An 18,877-nucleotide genomic window follows, 5' to 3' on the forward strand; every position below is an offset into this window, starting at 1 on the left:
CTCACGTAGCGTCAGGGCCAACGGGCGGTGCCGCGTCGAGCAGGATCCGCAGCAGGACGGCGGCCCCGGCCTTGTCCAGGGGCTCGTTGTTGTTGCCGCACTTGGGCGACTGCACGCAGGAGGGACAGCCGCCGGCGCACCCGCAGTCCTCGATGACGGCGAGCGTGGCCGCCAGCCACTCGCGTCCGGCCCGGTAGCCGCGCTCGGCGAAACCCGCCCCGCCGGCGTGCCCGTCGTGGACGAACACGGTGGGTGCGCCGGTCTGCGGGTGCAGCGCCGTCGAGAGCCCGCCGATGTCCCAGCGGTCGCAGGTCGCCAGCAGCGGCAGCATCCCGATGCTCGCGTGCTCGGCCGCGTGCAGGGCGCCGGGCAGGGCGGCGACCTCCAGGTCCGCCGCCTCGCAGGTCTCCGGCGGGATCGTCCACCACGCGGCGGCCGTGGGCAGCACGTGCTCGTCCATCTCCAGCGTGTGCTGTGAGACGACCTCGCCGCCGGGCAGCGCCATCCTCTGGTAGCCGGTCACCTGGCTGGTGACCTCCACCGACCCGAAGGACCAGGTGATCGCCGGCCGCCCGGGGCCGACCGCGCCCCAGACCTGCTGCTCGCGCTCGGCGATGATGTGCACGCTCGAGCGCGACCGGGCCCGTGTGCGGTAGCCGACCGCCGCCTTGTGCCGCACGAGCGCGACGTCGTCGGCCAGCTCCTCGACCACGTAGACGCGCCCCTGGTGGACGTAGACGGCGCCCTCGTGGACGGTGGAGTCGGCGGCCGCGCCGTCGACCGTGCCGATGACGACGCCGGTGTCGGCCTCCACCACCGGCACCTCGGGCGGCCCGTCGCCGCGCAGGGAGGTCAGGTCCTGTGCCCGCCCGGGCAGGTTGACGTTCCAGAACCAGCCCGTGGGCCGACGTCGCAGCGCGCCCCGGCTCTCCAGCTCACGCAGCAGGGCGTCGTCGGGCAGGCCGAACAGCGCCAGGTCCGAGGGTTTCAGCGGCGCCTCGGAGGCGGCGGCGCACAGGTGCGGTGCGAGCACGTAGGGGTTGGCCGGGTCGAAGACCGTGGCCTCGGGGGCGGCGAACACCGCCTCGGGGTGGTGCACCAGGTAGGCGTCCAGCGGATTGTCGGAGGCGATGAGGACGGCGAGCCCGCGGCTGCCGGCGCGCCCGGCGCGGCCCGCCTGCTGCCCGAGCGAGACACGGGTGCCCGGCCAGCCGGCGATGAGGACCGCGTCCAGGCCGGTGACGTCAATGCCCAGCTCCAGGGCGTTGGTGGTGGCCAGGGCGCGCAGCCGCCCCGAGCGCAGGTCGGCCTCCAGGGCGCGGCGCTCCTCGGGCAGGTAGCCGCCGCGGTAGGCCGAGACCGTGTCGATGAGCTCGGGCAGTGAGAGCCCCAGCGTGTGGCGGGCCCGCTCGGCCACGACCTCCGCCGAGCGCCGCGAGCGCACGAACACCAGCGCCCGGGCGCCCACGCTGAGCAGGTCCACGAGCAGCTCGGCGGCCTCGACGACGGCACTGCGCCGCGCCGAGGGGTCCTCATCCGGGTCCGCCGAGTCCGGCTCGGCCTCGCCTGGCCGAATGACGGCGTCTGCCGCCTGATCCCGGTTCTCGGCGCCGGAGGCTCCGGCCTGTGCTCGGTCCTGCGCTGGGCCCCCTGAGTCCGTCGCGCGCTGCGGGGCCGCCGCGGCGCCGGCGTGATCGGCCCGGGTCGGTCCGAGGCCGGGCGCCGGCAGCACCCAGGGGTCGCGCAGGGCCGGCTGCCACAGGGCCAGGGTGCGCTCCCCGGTGGGGGCGCCGTCGTCGGTGACGGCCACGACGTCGTCGGGCTCGGCCCCGATGAGGCGGGCCGCCGTGAGGGCGGGCTCGGCCGTGGTGGCCGAGGCGCACAGGACGACCGGCTGCGGGCCGCGCGGGCGCAGGCGCGCCACGAGCCGCAGGAGGCGGCGCAGCACGAGGGCGACGTGCGCCCCCAGGATCCCGCGATAGGCGTGGCACTCGTCGATGACGACGTAGCGCAGCCCCCGCAGGAAGCGGGTCCAGCGCTCATGGCCCGGCAGCAGCGAGAAGTGGAGGAAGTCGGGGTTGCTCAGGACGATGTCGGCGTGGGCGCGCACCCAGTCGCGCTCGGGCAGGGGCGTGTCCCCGTCGCAGGTGCCGGCGCGCACCGTGCGCAGGGAGCCGGCTGGTGCACCGGCCTCGCGCTGGACGGCCTCGAGCCCGCCGACGAGCCGGTTGAGGGCGGCGGCCTGGTCGGCGGCGAGCGCCTTGGTGGGGGAGAGGTAGAGGGTGGTGGGGCGGCGGCCGTGGGTGGAGATCCGCGTGTCGGCGCCGGAGGCCTGGGCGGTCAGGACGTCGGAGAGCGCCGGCAGCCAGGCGGCCAGGGACTTGCCCGAGCCGGTGCCGGTGGCCAGGACCGTGTGGTGGCCGGCGTGGGCGGACTGAGCGGCGGCGACCTGGTGCGTCCAGGGGCGTTCGACGCCGATGCGGCGGTAGGCCGACACGAGGTCGGCATCCGCCCAGTCGGGCCAGTCGCCGTGGCGGCCGGGGCGGGCCGCGGTGCGCTGGAGGTGGACGAGCCGGCCGTCGCGCCCGCCGATGGACTCCAAGAGCCCGGTGAGATCGCGTCTGGTCCCGTCTGCCATGGGGGACAGTGTGCACCACCGGTGGCCGCCGAGGCCGGTCTCGCTGCTGCGGCCCGCCCTGAGCCCGCGCCGCCCCGCCCTGTCTCCTCTCAACGTCGCGGTCGTAGGGTAGGCCGCGCGTTCGAGGGGTAGAGGGTACGACCGCGCGACCTACCCTACGAACGCGCGCGGTTGACCTTCCGCGAGATGTCTGCGTCGGGGCTGCGCCGTGAGCCCTTGGTGTCACGAATGGCGACTTTTCGGGTGGCTGCGGGCTGGCGCATCCACGCCAGCATGGCCCTGACCTGCGCATATGTGCGAGTGAGTGGCAACGAACCTGCGATGCCGCGCCTAAAAGTCTCCCGCCGTGACGCCATCGCTTGGCGATCCCTCCCCACTGGAAGAATCCCGCGCAAAACGCCCACTCAGACATCCTTCACCTGGCAGAATCCTTCCATGGGAAATAGTGCTTCCTCCGACTATCGTCAGCGGATCCTGCAGTACTGGTGGATGCTGGAGCTATTCAGTCCACAAGAGGTGAAAAAGTCAACCGACGGCTCGAGCGTCGACTGGGGCTCAGGGGAGGCGCTGCCGTGGTGCACCTTGGATCCACCGAAGCCGGTTGGAGATACGCCTATGAAATGGCAGCACACGGTGTACCTCGGTGTGTACGACATCAAACAGATCTATGAGGACTTGCATCGCGTCTTCACCGACGATCGTGATGCCTACGACGAACGTGCGGCCGGACTCAGCGCCTGCGCAGCGATCATGTTCGACGAGCACGGAAGACTCGTGCCTGACTCTGCAACTCTCTCCTCGGCGCTGTGGGCTGTCGCTCGGATTAGGAATACCCATGAAGTGCCTAGGCCGCACTGGGGTGCTGGGTTCTCCCAGGTTGCGGAAGAATTCATGATGGCGGTGGATACTTTCGAGGAATATCGGCGTGAAGTAGCCGGTGCGGAGAAGCCTCCTGCTCAGGACGAGGGCTCGTTGCTGGAGTTGCGGAGCATTGCGCACCAGGTTGCGGGAGTCTCTGGTGTGCCTGGGTTAGCTAGTGGACGCATCATCATTTCGTCAGTCGCTGTTTCCGGCCGTCGTACTGACGATGCGGTTGCAGACCTCGATTTTCTCAACAGCTTCTTTCTCGAGGATCTTGCCGAGGTCATGAAGGGGGTTTCGGAAGGGTATTGTCCGCAGGCGCTGTCTGAGTACCTTGCTGGTGATGCTGATCTCCTTCCTGTCGATCAGCGAGCGGATGTCATCAGGGATGACGCTGTTGTTGACGCAGGAGTCCGGGCTGACCAGCTGCCGAAAGGTCGGTGGCTCTCCAACCCTGCGCACGGGCTCGCGCTGAGGCAACAGTTCGCTGTCAATCGGGCGCTGAACCAGCTCTCTGAGACGAGTGGTCTCATGGGGGTCAATGGGCCGCCTGGCACCGGAAAGACGACGATGCTGCGAGACATCCTTGCTGGCAATGTTGTTGAACGTGCACGGCGCCTCGCTGAGCTGAAGAGTCCCGAGGAGGCGTTCACCACGACGACGCACCGGTGGCGATCCATTGACGGTGAACACTGGAGCAAAGTCAGGCAGTTACGTTCAGAGCTCACCGGATTCGAGATGGTCGTCGCTTCAACGAACAATGCTGCTGTCGAAAACATCAGCGTTGAGATCCCTGATCTTCATGCGATCAATGATAGGTGGAGAGATAGTTCAGACTATTTCGGAGATATTGCTTCCACAGTCTTAGAGGCAGTGGAGGCCTCGGAGGCTGGGAAAGGAGAGAAAGAGGGGTGCGAGAAAGCGGTGAGGAAGGCCTGGGGGTTAGTGGCGGCCCGGCTGGGTAGAAAGCGTAATCGAACTGCCTTCCGTTCGGCCTTCTGGTTCGACGACAAGGATCGGAACGGCAACCGTATTCCTGGAACCGCTCCCCGTATGCAGACACGTTTGAACTGGTGGCGCGACGGAAAGGTTGCGCATAAGAGCTGGGCTCAGGCGCGAGTGGACTTTCGCCAGGTTGAGCAACGTGTCGATGAGCTCCTTGCTCAGCGGCAGGCGGCACAGGGCCGTATGGAACGTCTGACCGCCGCACTTCGAGAGGAGTCTGTGCTCGCGGCGCAGGCTCAACGGCTCAATATAGAAGTGGATCAGGCCGCGGTTGAAAAGCAGAGGTATGCAGCTGTTGTCGAACGTGTGCAGGCCGAGTACTTCGAAGCCAGCGCCGTCCGAGACCGGCAGGTGGAAACTAAACCTGGAGCGCTCGAAACACTCTTTACCCTGGGACGTGCTGTTCGTGAATGGAAAGATCGGCTGAAATCTCTCGAGGAGCAGTTACGGGCAGTGGAGCAGAGCTGGCAGCAGACGCGTCAGCACGCGCAGTACCTCGACGAGCGAGCGCGGTGCATCTCTACCGAGCTGGCGAGTACCGAGAACCGGCGCAGGCATGTTGCTCGGGAAGTGGATGAGCTGTGCCGGCAGGTGGCTGAGGACCGTGAGCGCTACGGCCTCGCATACCCGGATGAGAAACGGGGCAGGGAGTACCGCGAGATGCGAGCTCCATGGCTCGACGCGGAGATCGATGCGGCTCGGTCTGACCTGTTCCTGGCGGCGCTGCAGCTCCATGAGGACTTTTTGGCCAATGCGGCTGGGGACATGGTGAAGGGGCTGCGCGCAGCCATTGAGGTGGTTGCCGGCGCCCACCCACGCGGTCTGGAGCCGGAGAAGTTACGTGCAGCATGGCAGACCTTCTTCCTGGTCGTCCCCATGGTGTCGACGACCTTCGCGTCGTTTGGTCGCATGTTCGCGGGCCTTGGTCCCGAGTCCTTGGGATGGCTGTTCATTGACGAGGCTGGGCAGGCGTGCCCGCAATATGCTGCCGGTGCGATCTGGCGGTCCCGGCGGGTCATAGCCGTTGGTGACCCGCTACAGCTGCAGCCGGTGGTCACGATGCCGCGCAAGGCACAGTACGACATCGCCGCTTCCTTCGGCGTCTCACCGGCTTGGATTCCGCCGCAGGCCTCGGTCCAGACTCTTGCTGACCGTGTTTCGTACTATGGGACCACTCTGCATCACGGAGAAACGTTCGCGTGGGTGAGCGCTCCGCTGACGGTGCACCGCCGATGCGATGATCCGATGTTCGGGCTGTGCAACGAGATCGCCTACGGGGGCATGATGGTCAGCGCCGTACAGCGTCACCTGGATGATCCCGATTTCCCCGATCTCTTTGAAGGACCTCACGGGCCGAAGATTTCGCCAAGCCAGTGGATCGACGTCCCAGAAAGAACGTCTGGTTCTCATCTTCAGGAGAACCAAATCGAGGAACTGTGCAAACAGTTCATGGTGCTTCGAAAACAGGGAGTCGCTATGTCGCAGATCATCGCCATTTCGCCGTTCCGGGTGGTGGCTGACAAGTTGAGATCTCTTCAGGGACGGTATTCCGGGTTGGGTGGTGGCACGATCCACACTGCCCAGGGCCGTGAGGCGGACGTGGTCTTCCTCGTTCTGGGAGGGAAGCCCGACGCCCCGGGAGCAAAGGCGTGGGCTTCGTCGACCGTCAACCTCGTCAACGTCGCCGCGAGCCGTGCGAAGCGTCGTCTCTATGTCATCGGCGACCGTACCGCCTGGTCGCAGTATCCGTACTTCGCCGACCTCGCCTCCGCACTCGCCCCGCAGCCTCAGCGGGTCCCGGGCGCCGCAGGCTGAGCCGGAGGCCTCGTGGGTACGACGGTGTCGTACCCGAGGACTACTGTTCCTCCGTAAGCAACCGACGATGGCGTCTGGAGGAGCGGAGCAATGGGAGCGAACGAGGACAATTCCTCACTGGAGACACAGGCCGTGGAGGCTGAGCTCACTCTCTTGGAGGTGGAGCCCGGCGTTGCTGTCCTCTTCGGAAAGGCCGCGCCGGAGGGGTGGGATGTCGAGCCCTTCGGGCTGGGAGACAGCAGTGATCGCGAGATCGTTGACGCCTTGAGCGACGCCGTCGGCGCCGCGAACTTCGTCGCCCAGGGCCTGGGAGGGCTTGTCTCGGCTCAGGGGCTGGTCAGGCTCGCCCCGGAGCCGATCCAGAATCTCCGGACCATGCAGACCATTGCGAAGGACGGCTACTACCTGGGCACCCTGACTCAGGGTGGCAAGTTCGCCGCCTCCGTCCGTTGGGCGCCCGCCGCTGGCGCCCAGGCGGCGACGGTCCTGGATAAAATGGGGCCATCTCTCGCGCTTCTGGCAATCAGTGCCCAGCTCACCGCGATCTCCAGCAAGGTTGATGAGAACATCGAGCTGACTCGTGATGTGCTCAAGGCCCTTCGTGAGGACCACTGGAACAGGCTTGGAGGCTTGTGTGACACCATCGCCGGCGCCATCGACGAGGCACGCACGGTGGGAACCGTGACGTCGCGAACCTTCGAGCGTGTCAAGCATCTCGAGGACTCATTGCGGGAGGAGCGCCGAACTTTCGCCGGTTACCTCAATAAGCATCTGAAGAAGCTTGATGTCGACTACATCGGCAGACGGGACTACCTGAGAGACAACGCCGAGATCATCATCGCGGACGCCCAGGGCTTCATCATGGCGGAGACCGCCTACTACCGGTACCAGATGCTCAGGGCCGCCGAGATCGCGGCCGATAACGACCGCACTGCTGGGGATGATGAACTCATGAGACTCCTCGCCAGGAAGGTTCCGGTGGAACGTCGAGAGTCAATGAACAGGGTCACCAGAGCTCTCGAGCAGCTCAATGCCCACTGCCACCTCGCCGACAAACTGAGCGGCCGGAGGTGGAGCCTCCGCGACCTGCGCTCTCGGCGTTCAAGCAGTATCAACCAGACCGTGAGTGCCATGATCGAGTATGTTGACCGTCTGCGCGGCGCGGTCTACGAAAGGCCCACCGAGCTGAGGCCGAGTATCACGGTGGTCAAGGATGACGCCCCGACCCGCGCCCTTGACATCCTCAGGTGGGTTCTGGCTCCTGAGGAACCTCTCCTTGCCCTGGCAGAGGTCTCTCAGAGCGGTCTCGCTAAGGCCATTCCCGGTTCCGACGTCGTCTCCGGGGGAGCCCCGGGGCGCTTGATGGGCACCGCCAGTTACCTCGGCATCACGCCGACGCGGTTCTTCCTCACCTCGCAGTCGGCGCTCACCGGGGACGGGAACATCGAACGAAGCGTGCCACTCTCAGAGGTGCGTTACGTCCGTCTTCGGACGGGCAAGAAGGGGGCGAGCCTGGACATCATCACCCGGGACAAGGACATCTCCGTGAGTTTCGAGGACTGGGCTACAGAGGGTGCACACGACGACGAGGTCCGTCGTGTGGCGGATCTGCTCATGGCCGCTGCCAACCTGCCCGAGGAGGAGCAGCGCTCTGTGCCGGAGCTTCAGCAGATCACGACCCGCAGTCAGCTGGTGGAGGTAACGGCAGGCGAGCGGCTGCTGGCGTTGGCTACGGAGTAGTTGGGGTAGTCAACGTCTCCCAACGTCGCGGTCGTACCCTATGCCGCGCGTTCGAGGGGTAGAGAGTACGACCGCGCGACCTACCCTACGACCGCGCGCGGTGGGAGCCGGTGCGCGGCTGACAATGGCGCTCGGCCTCCCCCAGCCGGGGGAGGCGGGGTCAACGGCGCTCTCAGTAGGGTTCGGCCCATGACCGACGGCCCCATCGCCCCGAGCGCGCACGCCCGCAGGGTGCAGCTCCTCGTGTGGGGCGGTACCGCTTCGATCGCCGTGGCGCAGACGCTCGCCTCTCTTCCTTCCTACCTCAGGGTCGAAGGTCGCGCCGGTGTGGTGCTGTCCAGCTGGCAGGCGTTGTACGGCGGACACGTGCTCATCTCCGTGGTCTGCCTTCTCCTTCTGATCCCGGTCCTCAGGCGACCACATCCTCTGCTGCCCGTCCTCATCGTCTTTCTGGGGAGCATCCCCGCGTGGACGCAAATCGCCACCTACGTCGCGGCCACGGTTCTCGGTATGCGCAAGGGCGTGCGAGCGGTACCGGTGGTCCTGGTCTCGATGATCGTGGGGATGGCTATGTCTCCGATTCTGATACCGGAGTTCGAAGGTCTGTGGACTGTGGTTCAGGGCATCTTCATCAACGCCCCGATGTGCGTCGTCTGCGTCATGCTCGGCGTCAACCTGCAGGCCCGTGAGGAGCTGCTGCGCTCGGCCTCCCGCGAGGCCCGTCTCATCCGCACCACGCAGGAGGCGCGCATCGCCCAGAGCCGCGCCGAGGAGCGCGCCCGCATCTCCCGCGAGATGCACGACTCGCTCGCCCACCGCCTCTCCCTGGTCTCCCTCCATGCCGGCGCGCTCCAGACCCGCACCGACCTGGAGGCCGGAGCCGTCCGCAGGATCGCCGGCAGTATCCACGCCCTGGCGGCCGACGCCGGGCGAGAGCTGCGCCAGATCCTCGCCGTTCTGCACGACGACGGTTCCGCCGACGACGCCCGCGCCACCTGGTCCGACGTCGAGGACGTTCTGGCCTGGGAGCGGGAGGCGGGCCAGGAGATCGACCTGCACCTGGCCGAGTCCTGGGCGGAATCCTTCGACCTCGCAGGCGCCCGCAGCCGGCACGCGGTCCTGCGCACCGTCGAGGAGCTGCTCGCCAACGCCCGTCGCCACGGGGCCGGCGGCGTCGTGCGCCTTGACTGCGAGGTCGAGGCCTCCGACGGCGCCGAAGGTGCCGGGGGCCCCGCTGCCGGTGTGGTCGCCGAGGCTCCCGGTGCGGCCGCCCTCGTGGTGCGGTGCGTCAACAGCTGCCCGTCCACGCCCAGGCCGACGGCGCCCGGAGGCGGCCTCGGCCTGGAGGGCCTGCGCGAGCGGCTGCGGCTCCTCGGGGGCGAGCTGCACGTCTCGCAGCGCGCAGGGCAGTTCGTCGTCATGGCCGCCGTCCCGGCCCGTTCCGATCTACAGTAGGCATCCCACGTAATTGAAGAAGCAAAGGAATCGGCATGGACTCACCGCAGCGCCGGGTACGCGTTGTCGTCGTTGACGATGACGCCCTCGTGCGCGCCGCCCTGCGCCCCATCCTCGAGAGCGACCCCGGCATCACCGTGCTCGGCGAGGGCGCCGACGGGCGCAGCGGCTACGACGCGGCGCGCAGCCTGCGCCCCGACGTCGTCCTCATGGACCTGCACATGCCCGGCACTGACGGCGTCTGGGCCACCGCGCAGATCACCGCCGACTGTCCCGACACCAGGGTCCTCGTGCTGACTGCCTTCGACACCGACGCGATGGTCGCCGCCGCCCTGCGCGCCGGCGCGACCGGTTTCCTCCTCAAGGACAGTGCCCCGGAGGTCATATTCCGTTCCGTGCACGCCGCCGCCGACGGCCAGCGGGCCTTCTCCGGCTCCGTCCTGGACCGGCTCGTGGAGGCGGCCGTCGAGGCCACCCCGCAGCGGCGCACCTTCCCCGACAGTGTCACCGACCGGGAGCGCCAGGTCGCCCTGCTCGTGGCGCAGGGTCTGGGCAACGGCGAGATCGCCGCGGAGCTCGCCGTCGGCGCCAGCACCGTCAAGACCCATGTCTCGGCCCTGCTGGACAAGTTCGGCGTCACCAACCGGGTCCAGCTGGCCGTTGCCGTGGCCGAGTGCACGGTCGACGACGCCGCTCGCTGACCGGCGGCACTGACTCGACGGTACTGACTCGCGCTGCTCCCCACCGGCCCAACAGGTCGGGGCCTCGGGTCCACTCACCGGGAGTGGACCCGAGGCCCCGAGGCGCGTCGCGCTCGTAACTGTCTATCCGCCTACGCTGTCGCGGCAGCGGGAGCGGCGGAGCCGCTGTTCGCACCTGCTGCGGTGGGCAACGCGGCCCGGCGCCGGCTTGCGGCCTGCAGGAGCACGAGCGCCAGCGGCGCCACCGGCACGATCGCGAAGAACACGGTCACCCACACCGCGGTGAGGCTGAGCATCTCGTGAATGAGCAGGACCATCGGCGCGAAGATCGCCACGATGACGAAGGCCGCCAGGGCCCCGACCGCCGGCCGCACCCGCCTCGGCACCAGCGCGGTCAGCGCCAGGGCCAGCGTGGCGAGAACCAGGATGTAGGCGGTGCCGGGCACCAGCACCATGAGCGGTACGCAGGCGGCCGCCAGCAGGAGCAGCACCGCGGCGGTGGTCTCCTGCCCGAGTCCCTCCTTCCAGCGCCGCACCACGAACCGCACCGTCAGCCCCGCTCCGACCAGAGCCCCGACGGCGAACATCCACACCAGCAGCGGATTCGGCCCGAGCCCGCTCACCGGCGCCCACCCCGCCGCAATAGCGCCGAGCTGCATCAGCCCCGCAGCGGCGGAAGCGAACACGGCCCGCCAGGTCAGTCCCCGCACGCTCCCCAGGACCCGCTTCCAGCGCAGGGACCTGGCCCGCAGTGCAACGAAGCCGAGCGCGCTGACCACGGCCAGGCACCCCAGCCCCGTCCCGACTGCCTCCGGGTATCGCACCGTCATGCCCCGCCACAGCTGGAAGAAGTGGAGGTCGCTGTCGGCCGTCAGCGTGGGGGCCTGGCCGTCGAAGGCCCAGGCGCGGGTGAGGTCGAGGACCTGGTCGCCGTAGTGCTGGAGGGTCGAGTGGTTGACGTACTGCGGGGCGTCCGTGGAGTGGTGGTAGTGCCCGGCCTCCCCGATTGCCGCGATGTTGAGCACTGTGAAGCCCTCAGGGATGACGATCGACATGTCAGTGCCGTTGGGCATGCGCGCGTACAGCGAGGGGAAGAGTGAGCTGGTCACGGGCTGTGTGACGTGGTTCAGGAAGTAGCCGGCGACGGCACTGTTGTTCGGGGAGGTCTCGAACATGAATGCCGGCCCGCTCATGCCGCGGGCCTCAAGGTTGAGGATGAGGTCGACGTTCTCGTAGTCGGCGCGGTGATGGCGCATCTCGTTGCGGGCGCCGACGAAGCCGATCTCCTCGCCGTCGGTGATGACGATCTTCAGCGAGTTCTCCGGTTGGCGCCCCTCGGCCTTAAGCGCCCGGAGCGTCTCAACGATGGCGGCCACGCCGTAGCCGTCGTCGGCGGCCCCGTGGGAGGTCCCGTCGGTGGTGCGCTGTTCACCGTTTTCGTCCGCCTCGACCGTGGCCGAGTCGTAGTGGGCCATGAGCGCCATGGTGCGCTCGGACTTCCCCGGCACGTCGACGACGATCGTGTCGGCCGTGGCGTCCTTGACCGCCGCCTGCTGCTCGGCGGTAAGGACGTCGAAGGTCATCTTCGCCCTCGGGTTGCTGAGGTCGAACAGCGGGTCGGAGTGCACGTCGGCGGTGTAGCCCAGGTCGGCGAACATGCCGATGACGTCGTCGCGCGCCCGGTCGTGCGCCTCGCGGCGCAGAACGCTGTGGGGCTCATCGGCCAGGCGGTTGATCGAGGCCATGGCGCGCTCGGCGGAGAACGCGGTGGGGTCGGCGGTGGTCGGTGCGGGCGAGGGCAGGATGAAGACGCTCAGGCCCGCCACCAGACCCAGCAGGGCGGCGAGCGGAGCCAACAGGCGCCGGGCGAGATCGGGTACGGAGAAGCGGTGAGTGGTCATGGCAAGGAACCTAAGAGTTCGGTACGGACATAGTGATCGGCCACGGGGCCGGGGTTGATGGCGTTCAGGTGGAGGCCTGCGGTGTCCGGCTCCGCCACCTGGGGGAGGGACTGATCGACGCGCTCGTGCTCTGCGGCTTCAGGAACGGTGGGCTGGGACCCGAAGGCGCGGCGCAGGGCGCGAACGTGGGCGGTGGTGCCGGAGCGAGCCAGCCTGATCGGGTCGTTTCAGGCCTTGGGCCAGGCGACGGCCAGGCAGGCGGCGACGAAGGCGACGGTCAGTCCCACCTGCATCCAGCCGAGCCAGGCCCGGCGCCTGGGCAGGGTGGGCAGCTCCGGCCACAGCGTGATGCCCCGGACGATCCCGTACATGCCGGGCAGTGCCACCACCCCCAGGATCCAGGTGGGCAGGTACACCCACGGCCCGCTGGCGGCGGCCGCCATGAGGCAGGCGATGATCGAGGCCGCGCGGCAGGCCACCGCCATACGGCTGGGTGCACTCGCGGCGCGGGCGGCGGTGTACAGGCCCATGACCAGGGCCAGGATGCTGAAGGCTCCGAGGAGCATGCCCTGGGGCAGCATCTCGGCCGAGATCGGCATGCGCGCCGTCGAGGCCTTCTGGCCGTCGGTCAGGAGCGCCGCGGCGAGGGCGGAGGCGGTGCCGTCCGTGTTCTGGTCGGTGTAGACCATGACGGCCGTGCCTGACTCCTTGTCGATGGCCAGGTGCGTCATGTACTCCATCGTGGTGCCGCCGTGGTTGATGATCGTGTGCCCGTCGACGACGTCGGTGTACCAGGTGTACCCGACCTTTTCTCCCGGCAGCTTGATGCCGTCCATGACCTCGGCGGGCCACCGCGGCTCCTGGGGGCTGGTGCCGCCGGGGACGGTATCGGTCAGGACTGCCTGGGCGTAACGGGTCATGTCCTCCGGGGTGCTCCACACGCCGGCGCCGGCTGGGTTGGTGCCTGTGCCGCTGAGGGACTGGCCGCGGCGCCCGTTGGCCTGGACGCCGTGAATGGCGTCGTCGGGGATGTCCGACTGGCCGGCGGTGAGGGTCGTGTGCTCCATGCCCAGGGGCGTGAAGAGCCGCTCCGTGATGTAGGACCTCCAGGACTCGGCCCCGGCGGCGCGGGTGAGCGCCTCGCCCAGCAGCGAGATGCCCAGGTTGGAGTAGGCGAATTCGCCGCGTGTGCTCATCTCGGTGGTGCGGGCCTTGTCGATGAGCTGGTCGATGCTGTCGGTGAAGGGATTGAGTCCCAGGATGTTGCCTTGCAGCATCCACATGCTCTCATCCTGTGTGGGGATGCTCGGGATGCCGGAGCGGTGCGAGGCGACCTCCTCCAGGGTGGCCTCGCCGGCCGGGGTGCCGGCGAGCTCGGGCAGGTGGGTGGACAGTGGTTCGTCGGCCTTGACCTCGCCGCGCGCGATGGCGTCGGCTAAGAGCTGGCCGGCGAAGGTCTTGGTGATCGAACCGATCTCCATGGGGGTGGTGGACGTGTACTGCTGGCCGGAGGCGGCCGTGCCGATACCGGCGTGGCGGACGGAGTCGGCCGTGATGACGGAGACGTGAATGCCTTGGGCCTGGTAGTTGTCAGGCAGGAGGCCGATGACCTGCTTGGCCAGGTCCTTGTCGCCGGTGATGGCGGAGGTGTCCGCCTTCGGCGCGTGCGGCCCGGCGGCGAAGACCACCAGGGCCAGGCAGGCCGCCAGGACCGCGCAGGCCCAACGGGGGAGCAGGCCACGCGGCCGGCTGGGAGAAGCGGGCCTGAACTGCTGTGATGGCGGGTCGGAACGGGGGGCGGGAGAGGTTGCGGTGCTCATGGAACCAGGCTGTCCCGACGCCCTCGCCGGAACGATCCAGCCAGCCGGTCGACCCGTGTCGGGCCAGCCCGACAAAAGAAATCCGGCCTTTGAACCGGTGTGATAGTTCTGGGCGTGGTGACGCGTCGGGCCCTGGAGGCCACAGGCTGATGGATGCTCCAGTTGTCCACAGGGTGTCGGCGTCGGGTTGCGCATACTCCGCCGGTGGGTGGCAATGAGCCCCATGAACACTGTGGACGCTGAGCTGCTCGCTGCTGTGCGTGGCTGCTACGGAGCGGTGCGCATGCGGGACCTCGAGCTGACTCGTACCCAGCGCCGTCACGTGGCCTCGCTCGTGAGGGCGGGTGAGCTCATCGCCCATGAGCACGGGGTTGTCGGCATCCCAGGTGCCGAGCGCGCCGTTGTTCTGGCGCGCATTCACGGCGGGCTGCTCACCTGCCAGGCTGCTATGCGCTACTACGGGCTGCCGGTGGCTCGGAGGGTCGAGCAGGTTCATCTCGTCGTTCCGCCTGGTGGGCGACTTGCGACTGCGGGACGTGAGGTTCTCCATGTCGATCGAAGTCAGGATCCGCCTGCGCTGCATGGTTTCCCGGTGCAGCCACTTCCTGCGGCGCTGGCCCGTTTCCTGCGCTGCCACGTCCAGGACGACTCTCCACTCATCGCTCTTGACGCAGCACTTCACGATGAGCGTGTCACCACCGAGCAGGTCCGCGACCTGCTGCGCGGCCCCGGCTCGGCTCGGGCGCTCACGCGACTCGACCGTGCCAGTGATCGGGCTCGTTCCCCGTTGGAGACGCTGGCGCGAATGGACCTCGAGGCCGCGGGGTTGAGCTTCGAAGACGGGGTGGAGATCGAGGGGATTGGCGAGGTGGACCTGGTGATCGAGGAGTGGGTGGTCGTGGAGCTTGATGGCTACACCTACCACTGTGACGAGTACCAGTTCGGCCTCGACCGCTGGCGCGACCGCCGGCTTGTCGCCCGTGGCTTCCTGCCGCTGCGCTTCACGAGGCAGGATGTCTACGCGCATCAGGTCGTCCCGGACGTGCAGAGGGCCTTGGAACGGTGGGGAGTGTCCAAATCTGTCACAAAGACGGTGGCGGGCGTTGAGTGCGTTTGAGAAAACCGCATGATTCCGCGGTTCTGTCGACGGCTTGATTGGGCCGCAGGCTCTTTTGTTACAGATTTGGACACAAACCCGCTGATGACCCCGTCCCAACACGCCGGTAGACGCGATCCGGATCGTGCGTGTGCTCTCCATGAGGTCCCGATGGTCCGTGTTTCGGGCCTGACCTCATCCGCGGGATCGCGCGGGAAGCCTCTTCCTATCGGGACGAAAGTCCTCGCCTCTATCGCAAGATGTTGTGGTTGAGATACAATTGAGGCACAAGATGATGTGTCGCACCGCTGTGATTTGGGAGTATGGTCGACACCGGTGCCACCGACCGGCTGGCTTCCACCAGGCAGTACGGAGCCAGTGCGGAGTCACTGACGGCACCCAGCAGGAGCGGCCCACATCGACGCTCGACAAGGCCGTGAACAGGAACGAGAAGGACCTACGGAGAGACCCGTGCTCGAGAAGAACCTTGCCTCCACCACTCCCGCCAACGGCTCGGCGCAGCCCGCCGCCGACACCTCTGCCGACGTCCTCGCCGGCGTCCCCGGCAGCGTCGTAACGGACGCCCCGGCGTCGGCCGACTCCGCCGTCGCCCGCGGCGAGCGCCCCACCGTGGACGCCGTCGCCACTATCACCGAGTACCTGGACCGCTCCGACTGGCGCGTCAACGCCAACGCCAACCAGGGCTACTCGCTGGGCGGGATGATGCTCAACACCTCCGGCAAGGTCGTCGCCAACTACTGGCTCAGCCAGGTCTACCCGGCCGTCGCCGGCCAGGCTCACCGCGAGGCGGACCTCCACATCCACGACCTGGACATGTTCGCCGGCTACTGCGCCGGCTGGTCGCTCAAGGACCTCCTCCAGCAGGGCTTCAACGGCGTCCCCGGCGCCATCGCCGCCGGCCCCGCCAAGCACTTCTCCTCCGCCGTCGGGCAGATCGTCAACTTCCTGGGAACCCTCCAGAACGAGTGGGCCGGCGCTCAGGCCTTCTCCTCCTTCGACACCTACATGGCGCCCTTCGTCCGCCTGGACGCCATGACCTACGACCAGGTCAAGCAGTGCATGCAGGAGCTCATTTTCAACCTCAACGTCCCCTCGCGCTGGGGCACCCAGACGCCCTTCACCAACCTCACCTTCGACTGGACCTGCCCCGCGGACCTGGCCGACGAGCACCCCCTCATCGGCGACGACGTCTGCGACTTCGCCTACGGTGACCTTCAGGCGGAGATGGACCTCATCAACCGCGCCTTCATGGAGGTCATGACCGAGGGCGACGCCGAGGGACGCGTCTTCACCTTCCCCATCCCCACCTACAACATCACCCGGGACTTCGACTGGGACGCCCCCAACACCGAGCTCCTGTTCACCATGACCGCGAAGTACGGCCTGCCCTACTTCCAGAACTTCATCAACTCCGAGCTCGACCCCGGCATGATCCGCTCCATGTGCTGCCGCCTCCAGCTCGACCTGCGCGAGCTGCTCAAGCGCGGCAACGGCCTGTTCGGCTCGGCCGAGCAGACCGGGTCCGTCGGCGTCGTCACCATCAACATGGCCCGCCTCGGCCACCTCTACGCCGACGACGAGGCCGCCCTGACCGCCCGGCTCGACGAGCTCCTCGAGATCGGCCGCGACACCCTGGAGCTCAAGCGCACCGTCATCCAGCACCACATCGACGCCGGCCTGTTCCCCTTCACCAAGCGGTACCTGGGCACCCTGGACAACCACTTCTCCACCCTGGGTGTCAACGGCATGAACGAGATGGTCCGCAACTTCACCCACGACGCCTACGACCTGACCGACCCGCGCGGCCACGCCATGTGCGTGCGCCTCCTGGACCATGTGCGCGACAAGATGGTCGAGTTCCAGGAGGCCACCGGCCACCTCTACAACCTCGAGGCCACCCCGGCCGAGGGCACCACCTACCGCTTCGCCAAGGAGGACCGCAAGCGCTACCCCGGCATCCTCCAGGCCGGTACGGAGTCCAACCCCTACTACACGAACTCCTCTCAGATCCCCGTGGGTTACACCGACGACCCCTTCGAGGCCCAGGAGATGCAGGAGGAGCTCCAGACCAAGTACACCGGCGGCACCGTCCTGCACCTGTACATGAACGAGCGGATCTCCTCGGCCGCCGCCTGCAAGGAGCTGGTGCGCCGCTCCCTGACCGCCTTCCGCACGCCCTACATCACCATCACGCCGACCTTCTCCATCTGCCCCGTCCACGGCTACCTCGTGGGCGAGCACCTCACCTGCGACAAGTGCGCCGAGCTTCACCCGGAGGCTGAGCCGGTCGAGTGCGAGGTGTGGACGCGCGTCATGGGCTACTTCCGTCCGGTGCGCTCCTTCAACATCGGCAAGAAGGGCGAGTACGCCGAGCGGCAGATGTTCACCGAGGTCGCTGCCGGTGGTCACGGCCCGGCCGTCTCGCGCCTAAGTACGGTCAGCGCCTGAGAGAACCCGCCGGGACCGCTGGGCGCCGTCGGATGATCCGGCGACGGCGCCCAGCGGGCTCGGTGTCGCGATGACGCCGGCCCTTGGGTCGGTCCCGCAGCCCGGCAGTTCCCCGCAGTCCCGACGACGTCCCGAGAGGAGGGGGCAGTGACCTCACCGCAGACACGTCCGCCGACCAACTCACAGACTGCCCAGCCGGCCCGGGTCACTGAGGACGGTGCGGGCCGGGGTGCCTCCGCCGGCTCGAGGTCCGCGGGTGCCCACATCGGTGGGACCGGCGGAACCGGCGAGCCCGGCCTTCCCGAAACCGAGCTGGGAGCGACCGGGTTTCGGGAGGGTGTCGTTGTCGGCCCCAACCGCCGGCCCGCCGACGACCTGGTGATCGCCGGGCTCGTCCCCATGAGCACGGTCGACTGGCCCGACCACCTGACCGCGACCGTCTTCCTGCAGGGCTGCCCCTGGAACTGTTTCTACTGCCACAACCGGGACCTCATCCCGGCCCGCACGCCCGGCCAGGTGGCCTGGGAGGAGGTGCGCGCCCTGCTGCGGCGCAGGCGCGGGCTGCTCGACGGTGTCGTGCTGACCGGCGGTGAGGCCCTGCGCCAGGACGCCCTGGCCGACGCCGCTCGCGAGGTCATCGATATGGGCTTCCAGGTGGGGCTGCACACGGCCGGGCCCTACCCGCGGCGGCTGCGCGACATGATCGAGGCCGGGCTCGTCAACTGGGTGGGGCTGGACATCAAGGCCCTGCCCGAGCACTACGGGCAGGTGGTCGGCCGGGCGGGCGCGGCTGCGAGGGCCTGGGAGAGCCTGGAGGTGCTCATCGAGGCGGCCGGCCGCGGCGGGCCGGACTTCGAGGTGCGCACCACCGTGGTGCCCGGGGACGTGACGGCCGACGACGCCGTCGAGGTGGCCCGGCGGGTGCACGCGGCGGGGGCGCGGGTCTATGCCCTCCAGCAGGCCCGCTCCGAGGGGACGAGCGGCGAGTTTGACGTCGTGGCGCCCGGCTGGGACGGGATGTGCGAGCGCATGGCCGAGCACATCGAGGCCCTGGGCTGGGACCGCTTCACCTACCGGCCGGCGTAGGGAGGCTGCCGTGGAGGGCGGTGTCCATGGTCGGTATCCGGCAGGTCGGCCGCCAATGCGCTGGTGGTGACCGCCAGCGAGCTTGCACGGCGGCCGACACCCACCTACACATTAGTGATCCCATTTAGTAGAGCAACTACTGAGACATCTCCTTATTGTTCGGCTATGGTTGCTGACGGGCGGTCATCTCGTCGTCGCGGCTGACAGCGGTCAGCGGTACCTGCGGCGTCCTGACCGGCTCAGGCGCACCTCGCGCCTTGCGACACCCCGGCCCGCTGGCCGAGCAAGGA

10 protein-coding genes are annotated in these 18,877 nt (G+C 68.2%); 7 read left to right on the forward strand and 3 right to left on the reverse strand.

The features are described from left to right. Nucleotide 1 precedes the first annotated feature (1 nt). Nucleotides 2-2,638 carry a DNA 3'-5' helicase SftH gene (locus tag EL340_RS12230; RefSeq protein WP_126414803.1) on the reverse strand — a complete coding sequence of 879 codons (2,637 nt, stop codon included), beginning with the start codon at nt 2,636-2,638 and terminating at the stop codon, nt 2-4. Nucleotides 2,639-3,073: 435 nt separating this feature from the next. Here EL340_RS12230 and EL340_RS12235 point away from each other — a divergent pair, with 435 nt between their 5' ends. The 4 genes from EL340_RS12235 (at nt 3,074) to EL340_RS12250 (ending at nt 10,215) form a co-directional block, all read left to right on the forward strand. Next, entirely contained in the window at nt 3,074-6,319 is a 3,246-nt protein-coding gene (locus EL340_RS12235; protein ID WP_126414805.1) for a DEAD/DEAH box helicase, read from the forward strand. A 90-nt stretch (nt 6,320-6,409) separates the two neighbouring features. Next, a complete protein-coding gene (locus tag EL340_RS12240) occupies nt 6,410-8,059 on the forward strand; it encodes a hypothetical protein (protein ID WP_126414807.1) in 1,650 nt (549 codons plus the stop codon). A gap of 189 nt (nt 8,060-8,248) precedes the next feature. Next, nucleotides 8,249-9,514, forward strand: coding sequence for a sensor histidine kinase (locus EL340_RS12245; protein WP_126414809.1), 1,266 nt, complete (start codon nt 8,249-8,251; stop codon nt 9,512-9,514). Between the two features lie 35 nt (nt 9,515-9,549). Continuing rightward, on the forward strand, nt 9,550-10,215 hold the full coding sequence (locus EL340_RS12250; RefSeq protein ID WP_126414810.1) for a response regulator: 666 nt from the start codon (nt 9,550-9,552) through the stop codon (nt 10,213-10,215). A 131-nt stretch (nt 10,216-10,346) separates the two neighbouring features. On the opposite strand, the gene EL340_RS12255 is transcribed toward EL340_RS12250, so the two are convergent. Both EL340_RS12255 and EL340_RS12260 read right to left on the reverse strand, forming a co-directional pair. Beyond that, complete coding sequence (locus EL340_RS12255) at nt 10,347-12,116, reverse strand: M20/M25/M40 family metallo-hydrolase (protein WP_126414812.1); 1,770 nt, start codon at nt 12,114-12,116, stop codon at nt 10,347-10,349. Between the two features lie 227 nt (nt 12,117-12,343). Further along, a complete protein-coding gene (locus tag EL340_RS12260; protein WP_126414814.1) occupies nt 12,344-13,936 on the reverse strand; it encodes a serine hydrolase domain-containing protein in 1,593 nt (530 codons plus the stop codon). A 223-nt stretch (nt 13,937-14,159) separates the two neighbouring features. Between EL340_RS12260 and EL340_RS12265 the strand changes: the two genes are divergently transcribed. The 3 genes from EL340_RS12265 (at nt 14,160) to EL340_RS12280 (ending at nt 18,587) form a co-directional block, all read left to right on the forward strand. Next, nucleotides 14,160-15,053: a putative endonuclease domain-containing protein gene (locus EL340_RS12265; RefSeq protein ID WP_232023068.1), complete on the forward strand. Its 894-nt coding sequence runs from the start codon at nt 14,160-14,162 to the stop codon at nt 15,051-15,053. Nucleotides 15,054-15,503: 450 nt separating this feature from the next. After that, nucleotides 15,504-17,501, forward strand: coding sequence for a ribonucleoside triphosphate reductase (locus EL340_RS12270; RefSeq protein WP_126414818.1), 1,998 nt, complete (start codon nt 15,504-15,506; stop codon nt 17,499-17,501). Between the two features lie 147 nt (nt 17,502-17,648). Beyond that, nucleotides 17,649-18,587, forward strand: a complete 939-nt coding sequence (locus tag EL340_RS12280) for an anaerobic ribonucleoside-triphosphate reductase activating protein (RefSeq protein WP_232023069.1) — start codon at nt 17,649-17,651, stop codon at nt 18,585-18,587. Nucleotides 18,588-18,877: the final 290 nt, after the last annotated feature.

It is taken from the genome of Actinomyces viscosus (assembly GCF_900637975.1).
Classification (GTDB): Bacteria; Actinomycetota; Actinomycetes; order Actinomycetales; family Actinomycetaceae; genus Actinomyces; species Actinomyces viscosus.